The sequence below is a fragment of the Micromonospora sp. NPDC049151 genome (assembly GCF_040648395.1).
GTDB lineage: Bacteria > Actinomycetota > Actinomycetes > Mycobacteriales > Micromonosporaceae > Micromonospora.
Genome location: NZ_JBEZDP010000037.1, coordinates 18840 through 30412 on the forward strand (window position 1 = coordinate 18840; position 11573 = coordinate 30412).

General features: G+C 74.5%; 8 protein-coding genes and 1 pseudogene. 6 read left to right on the plus strand and 3 right to left on the minus strand.

What is annotated here, in order from left to right; all coding sequences use genetic code 11:
* Window positions 1–17: 17 nt before the first annotated feature.
* On the minus strand, window positions 18–764 hold the full coding sequence (locus AB0B20_RS27785) for a peptidase E (protein WP_357391100.1): 747 nt from the start codon (window positions 762–764) through the stop codon (window positions 18–20).
* A gap of 31 nt (window positions 765–795) precedes the next feature.
* Entirely contained in the window at window positions 796–1308 is a 513-nt protein-coding gene (locus tag AB0B20_RS27790) for a MarR family transcriptional regulator (protein WP_357391098.1), read from the minus strand.
* Window positions 1309–1401: 93 nt separating this feature from the next.
* On the opposite strand from AB0B20_RS27790, the pseudogene AB0B20_RS27795 reads away from it, so the two are divergent.
* Window positions 1402–2223, plus strand: a pseudogene (locus AB0B20_RS27795) (EamA family transporter); the annotation flags it as partial.
* 80 nt (window positions 2224–2303) lie between these two features.
* Here AB0B20_RS27795 and AB0B20_RS27800 read toward each other — a convergent pair.
* A complete protein-coding gene (locus tag AB0B20_RS27800) occupies window positions 2304–2768 on the minus strand; it encodes a hypothetical protein (RefSeq protein ID WP_357391096.1) in 465 nt (154 codons plus the stop codon).
* A gap of 242 nt (window positions 2769–3010) precedes the next feature.
* Between AB0B20_RS27800 and AB0B20_RS27805 the strand changes: the two genes are divergently transcribed.
* The 5 genes from AB0B20_RS27805 to valS all read left to right on the plus strand — a co-directional run bounded on the left by AB0B20_RS27805 (window position 3011) and on the right by valS (window position 11429).
* Window positions 3011–4462 (plus strand): AlkA N-terminal domain-containing protein, encoded by a 1452-nt coding sequence (locus AB0B20_RS27805; protein ID WP_357391094.1) that lies wholly within the window; start codon window positions 3011–3013, stop codon window positions 4460–4462.
* The gene (locus tag AB0B20_RS27810; protein WP_357391092.1) at window positions 4459–4971 is read left to right on the plus strand and encodes a methylated-DNA--[protein]-cysteine S-methyltransferase; all 513 of its coding nucleotides are present in this window, start codon (window positions 4459–4461) and stop codon (window positions 4969–4971) included. The genes AB0B20_RS27805 and AB0B20_RS27810 overlap by 4 nt, the downstream gene beginning before the upstream one ends.
* Window positions 4972–5110: 139 nt before the next feature.
* A complete protein-coding gene (locus AB0B20_RS27815; RefSeq protein WP_357474729.1) occupies window positions 5111–6829 on the plus strand; it encodes an ABC transporter ATP-binding protein in 1719 nt (572 codons plus the stop codon).
* Window positions 6830–6969: 140 nt separating this feature from the next.
* On the plus strand, window positions 6970–8802 hold the full coding sequence (locus AB0B20_RS27820; RefSeq protein WP_357474731.1) for an ABC transporter ATP-binding protein: 1833 nt from the start codon (window positions 6970–6972) through the stop codon (window positions 8800–8802).
* 62 nt (window positions 8803–8864) lie between these two features.
* Complete coding sequence (gene valS / locus AB0B20_RS27825; protein WP_357391090.1) at window positions 8865–11429, plus strand: valine--tRNA ligase; 2565 nt, start codon at window positions 8865–8867, stop codon at window positions 11427–11429.
* The last annotated feature ends 144 nt before the right edge of the window (window positions 11430–11573 follow it).

Consider the following 11573-nt stretch of genomic DNA (forward strand, 5'->3'; position numbering starts at 1 on the left):
CAGGTCCGCGAACCCGGTCACTCCGGCGCGGCGGAGAGCAGGCGCGGCTCGATCCGGGTCTCCCGGACGGTGCCGTCCTCGGCGCGGACCAGCTCGTACGCGGCCACGCCGGGCCGGTCGGCCACCGCCTCGGCCAGCCGGGTGCCCCGGTAGATCAGTCCGACGCCGTCGTCGGTGCAGTGGCTGGCCGGCAGCGTGCCGTCGGCGACCAGCCGGTGCATCAGCGGGCGGCGCTGCTCCTCGCTGTCGTAGTGCACGCCATTGCCGTACGGGAGCCAGCCCAGCCCTTCGGTGAAGGGCCGCAGCGTCGGGCCGTAGCTGTCGGTGGCGCCACCGGTGTGCCAGCAGATCGAGCCGGCGGACACCCCGCCGAGCACCACGCCGGCCTGCCAGCACTCGTGCAGGATCTCCGGCAGGCCGTGCACCCGCCAGACCGCGCAGAGGTTCGCCACGCTGCCGCCGCCGACCCAGACGACGTCCTGCGCGAGCAGGTGGGCGCGGATGTCCTCGACGTTCGGCATCGGGTAGAGCGCCAGGTGGGAGGCGCGGAACCGGGTGCCGGCGAAGGCGCCGTAGAAGACGGTGAACCCGGTCGGCTGGTCGCCGGTGGCCTGGCCGAGGTAGCAGACGCGGGGCGCGTCACCGGCCCCGGCCAGCTCGGCCATCAGGTCGAACAGGGCGCTGGGCCGGGCGTCCCAGGGGCCACGGCGACGGCTGGCGAAACCCATGCTGGTGGCGACGATCGTCGGTTCGGTGGCGGGCACGGGCGTCCTTCCGGCCGGTGACGGGTGCCGATCATTGTGCCGGATCGGCGGGTCCGGCCGTGGCCGCTGCGAGCAACGTACGAAGCAAATCGGCGAGCCGTTCCTGGTCGGCGGGCGGCAACGCGTCGAGGATCCGCCGTTGCACGGCGAGGCCGGCCTCGGCCGACTCCTCGACCACCCGGCGACCGGTGTCGGTGAGGCTGACCCGCAGCGCCCGCCGGTCGGCTGGATCCGGCGAGCGGCGCACCAGGCCGGCCCGTTCGAGCCGGTCGAGCCGCCCGGTCATGCCGCCGGAGGTGAGCATCAGCGAGGCGGCGAGCTCCTTCGGCGCCAGCGTGTACGGCGCGCCGGAGCGTCGCAGCGCGGCCAGCACGTCGAACTCACCCCGGCCGATGCCCCAGCCCGCGTACACCTTCTCCTGGCCGTCGCCGACCAGCCGGGCGAGCCGGTAGATGCGGCCGAACACGGCCATCGGTTCCGGCCGCATGCCGGGCCGCTCCCGTTGCCACTGCTCGACGATCACGTCCACCTCGTCGCCTGTCACGGCTGCCGATTGTGCCGCACGTCCCACTTCCCCTTTTCGCTCACCCCTGATTAGCTTAGCGCTAAGATACTTAGCCATGAGAAAGAGGCTTCCATGAACCCCCGCTGGACCGACGTCGCGCTCACCGCCGCCGCCCCTGTCACCTGGGGCACCACCTACCTCGTCACCGCCGAACTCCTCCCGCCGGACCGGCCGCTCTGGGCCGGCGCGATCCGGGCCCTCCCGGCCGGCCTGCTGCTGCTCGCCCTGACCCGCCGACGACCACACGGCGTCTGGTGGGGACGAGCCGCAGTGCTCGGCGCGCTGAACATCGGGGTGTTCTTCCCGCTGCTGTTCCTCGCCGCGTACCGGCTGCCCGGCGGCACCGCCGCTGTGCTCGGCGCCGCGCAGCCACTGCTGGTGGCGGTGCTCACCGTCGCCCTGCTCCGCGACCGCCCCACCCGGCCCGCACTGGTCGCCGCCGCGGCCGCACCGCTCGGCGTCGCGCTGGTGGTGCTGCGTCCCGGCGCCGGTCTCGACCCGCTCGGCGTCGCCGCCGGGCTGGCCGGCGCGGTGGCGATGGCCGCCGGGCTGGTGCTCACCCGCCGCTGGGGGCGGCCGCCCGGAGTGGGCGTCCTCACCGCGACGAGCTGGCAGCTCGTCGCCGGTGGCCTGATGATCGTGCCGGTCGCCGCCGCCGTCGAGGGCGCGCCGCCCGCGCCCGACGGGCCGGCGGTGCTCGGGTACGCGTGGCTCGGGCTGGCCGGCACCGCGCTGGCGTACGTGCTGTGGTTCCGTGGCGCGGCGCGGCTGCCGGTGTCCCGCGTGTCGGTGCTCGGCACGCTGAGCCCGCTGACCGCCGCGGCGCTCGGCTGGGTGGTGCTCGACGAGGCGCTGGACCCGGTCCAGCTCACCGGCTTCGCGGTGGCGGTGGCGGCCACGGTGCTCGCCCAGATGCCGGACCGATCGTCGCGCCCGCACCCGAGCGACAGGACGTCGCCCGGGTCGCCACGCCGTCAGCCGGCCCGCAGCCGGCGCCAGTCGTCCGGCCACGCCTCGGCGGCGACGCCCTCGGGGAGCACGCCGGCCGGCAGCTGCGCGGCTGCCGCGAGCGGCAGCGTGAACCGGTGCGCGGCGGCGGGCCCGGCCGCGTACGACCGGTCGAGCAGCCACCGCACCTCGTCAGCGGTCCAGCCCAGGCCGGGGCGGGCCGCGATCTCCCGGACCAGCCGCAGGCCGACCCGGGTGTCGTCGTCGTAGAAGCGCATGCACCAGTGGTGCGCCCACATGCCGAGCGCGCGCAGCCCGTCCGGGTCGAGGGAACTGGCCAGCCGCCCGCAGGCGGTGTCCGCGAAGGGGCGGCCGGGATCACCGGCCCGGTCGCGCTCGATCGCGCCGTACGCGGCCGGCGCCACCACCCGCATCCGCTCGTAGAAGCCCTCCACCACCGCGGCGTCCAACGGTGCTCGCCCCGATCGCATCAGCGGACACCCCGCCCGGCCACGCTCGCCATGCCCCGCACCTCTTCTTGAGTTGGTGGCGGGACGCTACCGACCACTTACGACACTTTCTCGGATGCGCCCCACATGATCCACGCCACCTCGGCGGGGTGGCGGTGTCCCGGGGCCGGGGATACCGCCACCTCCCCGAGCTGGCGCGACTGCCTCATGTCATGTCTGAATCCCGCCAGCCGAGCCGGGGAGCTGCGAGGCAGGATCGTGGCATGGAACTGGACTTCGAGCGGTGCTACCGGGCCGTCGACAGCCGCGACCCGCGGTTCGACGGCTGGTTCTACACCGGTGTGACGTCGACCGGGATCTACTGCCGGCCGTCCTGTCCGGCAATGACACCCAAGCGACGCAACGTCCGGTTCTTCCCGTCCGCCGCCGCCGCGCAGGGGGCCGGGCTCCGGGCGTGCCGCCGGTGCCGGCCGGACGCGGCACCGGGCTCACCCGAGTGGGACGTCCGGGCCGACCTGGTCGGCCGCGCCATGCGGCTGATCGCCGACGGCGTCGTGGACCGGGACGGGGTGCCCGGCCTGGCCACCCGGCTGGGCTACACCGAGCGGCACCTGCACCGGATGCTCCGGGCCGAGCTGGGCGCCGGCCCGCTGGCACTGGCCCGGGCCCAGCGCGCGCAGACCGCCCGGATCCTGATCGAGACCACCGGCCTCGGCCTGGCCGAGGTGGCCTTCGCCGCCGGGTTCGGCAGCATCAGGCAGTTCAACGACACGGTCCGCGAGGTCTACGGCGGCACCCCGTCCGAGCTGCGGGCCCGGCGGCGTGGCCCGGCCACGGCCACCGGAGCGGGCACGCTCTCGCTGCGGCTGGCATACCGGCCCCCGCTGCACGCGGGCGCGCTGCTGGACTTCCTCGCGCTACGCGCACTCCCCCGCGTCGAGGTGGTCCGCGACGGCACCTACCACCGAGGGCTGCGCCTGCCGCACGGTCCCGCCACTGTGGCGCTGACCCCCGCCGACGGCCACATCGACGCCACGCTGCGGCTGGCCGACATGCGTGACCTGGCCCCGGCTGTGGCCCGCTGCCGCCGCCTGCTCGACCTGGACGCCGACCCGGTCGCGGTGGACGCCGTCCTGGCCGCCGACCCGGCGCTGGCCCCGGCCGTCGCGGCCGAGCCCGGCGTCCGGCTGCCGCACGCGGTCGACGGGTTCGAGCTGGCCGTCCGCGCCGTCGCCACCCAGCAGGTCTCGCTGGCCTCGGCGCGCACCACGCTCACCCGCCTGCTCGCCGCCACCCGGGCCGCGAGCGGGGCGGGTGGCGACGACCCGGCTGACGGCCTGGTGGCCTTCCCCGGTCCGGCGGAGGTGCTCGCGGCGCCGGACACGGCGTTCCGGATGCCGGCGGCCCGCCGGGAGACGCTCCGCGCGCTGGCCCGCGCGGTCGCCGACGGCGACCTCGACCTGGAACCCGGAGGCGACCGGGAGGAGACGGTCCGGCTCCTGGCCTCGGTGCCCGGCATCGGCCCGTGGACCACCGGCTACCTGGCCATGCGCGCGCTCGGCGACCCCGACGTCGCGCTCGCCACCGACCTGGGCGTACGCCGGGGCGCGGCAGCGCTCGGCCTGCCCGACGACCCGAAGACCCTGTCCGCGTACGCCGACCGCTGGCGTCCCTGGCGGTCGTACGCGACCATCCGACTCTGGAGAGCAGCATGAGCACTGTGGACAGCACAGTCATCGACACCCCCGCCGGCCCGTTCAGCGTGCTCGCCGGCCCGGGCGGGTCGGTACGCGCGGCGGGCTTCACCGCCGACCCGGCGGCCCTGATGCCGTTGATCCACCCGAGTCTGCGCGGTGAGCTGCGGGAACGGGCCGACCTCGGCCAGGTGACCGCCGCCGTTCGCGCCTACCTGGACGGTGACCTCGCCGCCATCGACGCGGTAGCGGTCGAGCAGCACACCGGCGGGCCCTTCCTGACGCACGCCTGGCAGGTGCTGCGCGACGTCAAGCCCGGCGACCCGGTCACCTACACCGGGTTCGCCGCGCTGGCCGGACGACCGGCTGCCGTGCGGGCCGCCGCGGCGGCCTGCGCCCGCAACGCCGCCGCGCTGTTCGTGCCCTGCCACCGGGTGCTGCGTACCGACGGCACGCTGGGCGGGTACCGCTGGGGGCTGGATGTGAAGAAGTGGCTTCTCGGGCATGAGGGACGGGTGACGGTTAGCTGACAGCCCGTCTGTCACCCCCGACGGCTACCGTCGGGTAGTGCCCGCGTCCAGCGACGGCAATCCCGCGGCGCATCTCCGCGCCCGGTCCCAGCCGCTGCGCAACCTCTGGCGGCTGCGGCCCTACCTGCGCCCGTACGCGATGGAGTTCGCCTGGCTGCTGGTGGCGGCGCTCGCCGCCACCGCGGCGAGCCTGGCCGTACCGCTGGTGGTGCAGCGGGTGGTCGACGGTCCGGTGGCCCGTCACGACGAGGCCGGGCTGCTCCGGCTCGGTGGCCTGGCGCTGCTGCTCGGCCTGGCCGAGGCGGTCCTGATCTTCATTCGCCGCTGGACGCAGTCGTCGTCCTCGGTGGGCATGGAGGCCGCCATCCGCGCTGACATCTACGCCCACCTGCAACGGCTTCCGGCCTCCTTCCACGACCGCTGGCAGTCCGGCCAGTTGCTGTCCCGGATCACCAGCGACCTGTCGGTGATCAGGCGGTTCCTCTCCTTCGGGCTGCTGTTCCTGGTGCTCAACCTGGTCACCTACGCGGCGGTGGTGGCGCTGCTGATCCGGCTGCACCCGTGGCTGGGGCTGCTGGTCGCGGCCAGCGCCGTACCGCTGTTCCTGATCAGCCGCCGGTTCGCGCGCCACTACCACGCGGCGTCGCGCCGGATGCAGGACCAGCAGGGCGACGTCGCCACACTGGTCGAGGAGACGGCGCTGGGGTTGCGCACGATGCGGGCATACGGGCGCGGGCCGGAACTGGCGGCCCAGTTCGCCGTCGGCGCGCGCCGGCTGCACGACACCGGGATCGGCAAGGCCCGGCTGCTGGCCCGGACGTCAGCGCTGTTCGACCTGGTGCCCAACCTGACGCTCGGTGCCGTCCTGGTGGCCGGCGCCGCGGCGGTCGCCGAGGGCGTGCTGTCCATCGGCGAGCTGGTCGCGTTCGTCAGCCTCCAGCTCATGCTGATCTGGCCGGTGCAGTCGCTGGGCTGGATCATCGCCAACGGCCAGGAGGCCGCGACCGCCGCCGACCGGATCCAGGAGGTGCTGGACACACCTCCGACCATCGTGGACGGCCCACGGGCCCGGCCGCTCGACCGGGGCGAGGTACGCGGCCGGCTCCGCTTCGAGGCGGTCGGCTTCCGCTATCCCGGCACGTCCGCGCCGGTGCTGCGCGACCTGGACCTGACCGTCGAACCGGGCGAGACGATGGCGCTCGTCGGCGTCACCGGCTGCGGCAAGAGCACGCTGCTGTCGCTCGTCCCCCGGCTCCACGAGGCGACCGGCGGCCGGATCACGCTCGACGGGCACGACGTGCGTGACCTGCGGTTGGATTCCTTGCGCCGGCTGGTCGCCGTGGCGTTCGAGGAGCCGACGCTGTTCTCCATGTCGGTCTGGGAGAACCTCACCCTGGGCCGGCCGGACGCGAGCGAGGACGAGGTCCGGGCCGCGCTGACGCTGGCCCAGGCGGAGTTCGCGTACGAGCTGCCGTGGGGGCTGGCCACCCGCGTCGGTGAGCAGGGGCTGTCGTTGTCCGGCGGGCAGCGGCAGCGGCTCGCGCTGGCGCGAGCGGTGCTCGGCCGGCCCGCGGTGCTGGTGCTCGACGACCCGCTCTCCGCGCTCGACGTGCACACCGAGGCGCTCGTCGAGGCGGCCCTGCGCCGGGTGCTGCGGGAGACCGCGACCACCACCCTGCTGGTGGCGCACCGCCCCTCGACAGTGGCGCTGGCCGACCGGGTGGCGTTGCTCGACGGCGGCCGGATCGTCGCCGTCGGCACCCACTCGGAGCTGCTGGCGCGGGTGCCCGCGTACCGGGCGGTGCTGTCCGCCGAGCCGGAGCGCCGGACCGGCGGCGTCGGCCTGGTGCGCTCGTGACCGGCCGCGTGCCGCGGGTACCCCGGCCCCGCGACGCGCCGAACGGCTCCGGCACCACCGGCGCGCGCGGTGGCAGCGGCGACCCGGCCCCACCGGACAGCCACGCGACGACCGGCGCGCCCCACGGCGGCGGTGACGACCTGTCCCGCTGGCGGGGGCGCGCCACCGATCCGGACGCCGACCGCAGCCGGGCCGAGGACTCGTCCCCGGAGGCGGTGGCCCGGCTGCGCGCCCGCAGCCGGGTGCTGCTGCGGCTGTTGCTACGCCCGCACCGGCGGGCGCTCGGGCTGGCGGTGGCGTTGCTGCTGGCCCAGAACGCCGCCGCGATGTCCGGGCCGTACCTGGTCATGCTCGGCATCGATCGGGGCATCGGGCCGCTGCGGGCCGGTGATGCGGGCCCGCTGGTTGCTGTCGCCGCCGCGTTCGTGGTCGCCACAGCTGTCGAGTACGCGGCCCGGCGCGCGTTCCTCACCCTCGCCGCCCGGATCGGCCAGGCCGTCCTGCTGGACCTGCGCCGCCGGGTGTACGGGCACTTCCTCCGCCTCGACGTCGGGTTCCACGAGCGCTACACCTCGGGCCGGATGGTGTCCCGGCTGACCAGCGACCTGGAGTCGATCGCCGAACTGGTCGACGGCGGCATCGACAAGCTGGTGATGGCCGGGCTGTCGGTGCTGTCGGTGGCGGGCATCCTGCTCTGGCTGGACCTGCCGCTGGCGGCGGTGACGCTGCTCGCGTTCCCCTTCCTGTTCGTGCTGTCGCGCTGGTTCGCCCACGCGTCGGCCGGGGCGTACCGGCGCACCCGGGAGGCGGTCGCGCTGGTCATCGTGCACTTCGTCGAATCGCTGCGCGGGATCCGGGCCGTGCAGGCGTACCGGCGGGAGGACCGCAACGACCGCATCTTCGCCACCGTGAACGACGACTACCGGCGTTCCAGCCTGAACGCGTTCCGGCTGATCGCGATCTACTCGCCGGGCATCCGGTTGATCGGCAACCTGACCGCGGCGGTGGTGCTCGGGTACGGCGGCTGGCGGGTGCTGGGCGGCGGCGTCGAGGTGGGCGTGCTCGCCGCGTTCCTGCTCTACCTGCGCCGCTTCTTCGAGCCGATGGAGGAGTTGAGCCAGTTCTACAACTCGCTCCAGTCGGCGACCGCCGCGCTGGAGAAGCTGGCCGGCGTGCTGGACGAGCGCCCGGCGGTGCCCGAACCTGCCCGGCCGGTGCCGCTGCCCGCCGGGCCGCCGCGCGGGGCGATCGTGTTCCGCGCCGTCGGCTTCGGCTACCGCCGCCGGACGCCGATCCTGTCCGGCCTGGACCTGACCGTGCCGTCCGGGCAGACGGTGGCGCTGATCGGCCCGACCGGCGCCGGCAAGTCCACTGTCGCGAAGCTCGTGGCCCGCTTCCACGACCCGGACGCGGGAGCGGTCCGGCTGGACGGAGTTGACCTGCGCGACCTGGCCGACGCCGAGCTGCGCCGGGCGGTGGTGCTGGTGACTCAGGAGACCCACCTGTTCAGCGGTTCCGTGGCCGACAACATCAGGTTCGGCCGCCCGGACGCCGACGACGAGGCGGTGGTCGGCGCCGCGCGGGCGATCGGCGCGCACGACTTCATCGCCGCGCTGCCCGACGGGTACGCCACCGACGTGCACCGGCGCGGCGGCCGGCTCTCCGCCGGGCAGCGGCAGCTCGTGGCGTTCGCCCGGGCGTTCCTCGCCGACCCCCGGGTGCTGATCCTCGACGAGGCGACCTCGGCGCTCGACGTGCCGACCGAGCGGCTGGTGCAGCGGGCCCTGCACAGCGTGTTGCGCGACCGTACCGCCCTGGTCATCGCCCACCGGCTCTCCACCGTGGAGACGGCGGACCGGGTGCTGGTCCTCGACGGCGGGCGGATCGTGGAGGACGGCCCACCGGCGGAGCTGATCGCGGCCGACGGCCGCTACGCCGCCCTGCACCGCCAGTGGCGCGACTCCCTCCTCTGACCGCCCTGCGCGGGGTGGGGAAAGTCGTGGAGTGCGGCGGCCCGGCTGCCTACCATCGGCTGATGACCGACACGACGAGGAGCGCCCGCGGCGGCGTCCCCGAGCGTCCGAGCCTGGACGGCCTCGAGGAGACCTGGGCCCGCCGCTGGCAGTCCGACGGCACGTACGCGTTCGACCGCACGAAGGAGCGGCCGGACGTATACGCGATCGACACTCCCCCGCCGACCGTGTCGGGCGAGCTGCACATGGGACACGTCTTCTCGTACACGCACACCGACACGGTGGCCCGGTTCCAGCGGATGCGCGGGCGGACCGTCTTCTACCCGATGGGCTGGGACGACAACGGGCTGCCCACGGAACGCCGGGTGCAGAACGTCTACGGTGTGCGCCCCGATCCGGCGCTGCCGTACGACAGGGACTGGCGCCCGCCGGCCGCACCGGTGGACGACGCGGCCCGGAAGAACCCGACGGCGATCTCCCGGCGCAACTTCATCGAGCTGTGTGAACTGCTCACTGCCGAGGACGAGAAGGCGTTCGAGACGCTGTGGCGGCGGCTCGGGCTGTCGGTGGACTGGTCGCTGACGTACACCACGATCGGTTCGGCGGCCCGCGCGGCGAGCCAACGCGCGTTCCTGCGCAACCTGGCCCGGGGCGAGGCGTACCAGGCCGAGGCGCCGACGCTGTGGGACGTCGGGTACGGCACCGCCGTGGCGCAGGCGGAACTGGAGGACCGGGAGCGGCCGGGCGCGTACCACCGGCTGCGGTTCACCGGCCCGGACGGCCGCGAGGTGCTGATCGACACCACCCGCCCGGAGCTGCTGCCGGCCTGCGTGGCGCTGGTCTGCCACCCCGACGACGAGCGGTACGCGGACCTGGTCGGCGCGGCTGCGCGTACCCCGGTGTTCGGGGTCGAGGTGCCGGTGCGCGCGCACCCGCTGGCGGACCCGGCCAAGGGCACGGGCATCGCGATGGTCTGCACGTTCGGTGACCTGACCGACGTGACCTGGTGGCGGGAACTGCGGCTGGACACCCGCGTGGTGATCGGCCGGGACGGGCGGCTGCTGCCGGAGCCGCCGGCCGGCGTGCCGGCGCAGCCCTACGCGGCGCTGGCCGGGCAGACGGTGAACGGCGCCCGGCGGACGCTGGTGGAGCTGCTTGCCGACGCGGGCGACCTGGTCGGCGAGCCACGGCCGATCACCCATCCGGTGAAGTTCTACGAGCGCGGCGACCGGCCGCTGGAGATCGTCTCGACCCGGCAGTGGTATCTGCGCAACGGCGGCCGGGACGCCGGCCTGCGCGAGGAGCTGCTGGCCCGGGGGCGGGAGCTGCGCTGGGTGCCGGAGCACATGCGGCACCGGTACGAGCACTGGGTGGGCGGTCTCACCGGCGACTGGCTGGTCAGCCGGCAGCGGTTCTTCGGCGTGCCGGTGCCGGTGTGGTACCGGCTCGACAACGTTGGCGAGCCGGACTGGTCCCACCCTCTCATACCGGACGAGGCGATGCTCCCGATCGACCCGACGAGCGAGCCGCCGCCCGGTTACGACGAGTCGCAGCGCGGGCAGCCGGGTGGTTTCACCGGCGACCCGGACGTGCTGGACACCTGGGCCACGTCGTCGCTGACCCCGCAGATCGTCGGCGGCTGGGAGACCGACCCGGACCTGTTCGGCCGGGTCTTCCCGATGGACCTGCGCCCGCAGGGGCACGACATCATCCGGACCTGGCTGTTCGCCACGGTGGCCCGGTCCCACCTGGAACACGGCGCGCTGCCGTGGCACACGGCTGTGCTCTCCGGCTGGATACTCGACCCGGACCGCAAGAAGATGTCGAAGTCCAAGGGCAACGTGGTCACGCCGATGGCGCTGCTGGAGCGCAACGGATCCGACGCGGTCCGCTACTGGGCCGCCAGCGGCAAGCCGGGCACGGACCTGGCCTACGACCCGGCCCAGGTCAAGGTGGGCCGCCGGCTGGCCACCAAGCTGCTCAACGCGTCCCGGTTCGCGCTCGGGCTGGGCGCCGCCGACGCGCTGCGGGCCCCGGTGACCCAACCGCTGGACACCGCGATGCTCGCCGAACTGTCCGGCGTGGTCGGGGTGGCGACGTCCGCCTTCGACGGGTACGACCACACGGCCGCCCTGATGGCCGCCGAGGCGTTCTTCTGGCGGTTCTGCGACGACTACATCGAGTTGGTGAAGGAACGCGCCTACGGCACCGGGCCGGCCGCCGACTCGGCCCGGGCGGCGCTGGCGACCGCGCTGTCGGTGCAGTTGCGCCTGTTCGCGCCGGTGCTGCCGTTCGTCACCGAGGAGGTCTGGTCGTGGTGGCGGTACGGCTCGGTGCACCGCTCGCCGTGGCCGACCACGTACGAGGTGTCCCGCACGATGGCCGCGCCGGGTGACCCGGAGCTGCTGCGGCTGGCCGCGGACGCGCTGGGCCAGGTGCGCCGCGCCAAGTCGGAGCGGAAGCTGTCGATGAAGGCGGACGTGCCGCTGGCCGAGGCGCTCGGACCGGCGGCGGTGCTCGACCAGCTCGGCACCGTCGCCGACGATCTGCGCGCGGCGGGCCGGATCGCGAAGCTCGACCTGCTGCCCGACCGCACCACCGAACTGGTCATCGCCTGCGCGTTCTGACCCTGTGTAAGGAAGGGCCCCTTATTAACGCCTGGCGTTGTAGAAGGGGCCCTTCTTAGAACTCCTAACGTTGGAGTTGGCGCCAGCAGATGAGGGCGCAGGCGAGGCTGAGGAAGGCTTCGTGGATGTCGTCGCGGATTTCCC

What these genes read in the sequence shown, in the direction of transcription:
- AB0B20_RS27800 (WP_357391096.1), bottom strand. Translation starts at nt 2,768, where the DNA reads ATGCGATCGGGGCGAGCACCGTTGGACGCCGCGGTGGTGGAGGGCTTC.
- AB0B20_RS27805 (WP_357391094.1), top strand. Translation starts at nt 3,011, where the DNA reads ATGGAACTGGACTTCGAGCGGTGCTACCGGGCCGTCGACAGCCGCGAC.
- AB0B20_RS27810 (WP_357391092.1), top strand. Translation starts at nt 4,459, where the DNA reads ATGAGCACTGTGGACAGCACAGTCATCGACACCCCCGCCGGCCCGTTC.
- AB0B20_RS27815 (WP_357474729.1), top strand. Translation starts at nt 5,111, where the DNA reads ATGGAGTTCGCCTGGCTGCTGGTGGCGGCGCTCGCCGCCACCGCGGCG.
- valS (WP_357391090.1), top strand. Translation starts at nt 8,865, where the DNA reads ATGACCGACACGACGAGGAGCGCCCGCGGCGGCGTCCCCGAGCGTCCG.